The organism is Psychrobacter proteolyticus (assembly GCF_038155145.1).
GTDB classification, from domain to species: domain Bacteria; phylum Pseudomonadota; class Gammaproteobacteria; order Pseudomonadales; family Moraxellaceae; genus Psychrobacter; species Psychrobacter proteolyticus_B.
In genome coordinates this window covers 1-235 of the sequence record NZ_JBAKAY010000066.1, presented here as the reverse complement: position 1 = coordinate 235, position 235 = coordinate 1, and the positions used below count along the sequence as shown (strand labels likewise).

The window sequence follows — 235 nt, the reverse complement described above, 5'->3', positions numbered from 1 at the left end:
CGATGCTAATGACAGCTTGCAAAAGAATATTGGTCAATTTAAAAATAAAAAATTTGCCGATGCATCGATGGCAATTTGTGCTTTAGTCGCAGCAGCAGATGGCGAAATCGATGCTGATGAGCGCCGTAAAACAGCCGCTTTCATTATGTCTAATGATACGTTAAAAGTGTTTGATGCAAGTGAGCTAAAAGAAAAATTCGATTTCTTCTGTAATAAACTAGAAGCGGATTATGAC

1 protein-coding gene is annotated in these 235 nt (G+C 37.4%); it reads left to right on the top strand.

From position 1 onward, the window contains the following. Positions 1-16: 16 nt before the first annotated feature. Positions 17-235, top strand: a 219-nt coding sequence (locus tag V6252_RS13015; protein ID WP_341610731.1) for a tellurite resistance TerB family protein, incomplete at its 3' end; no start/stop codon positions are given.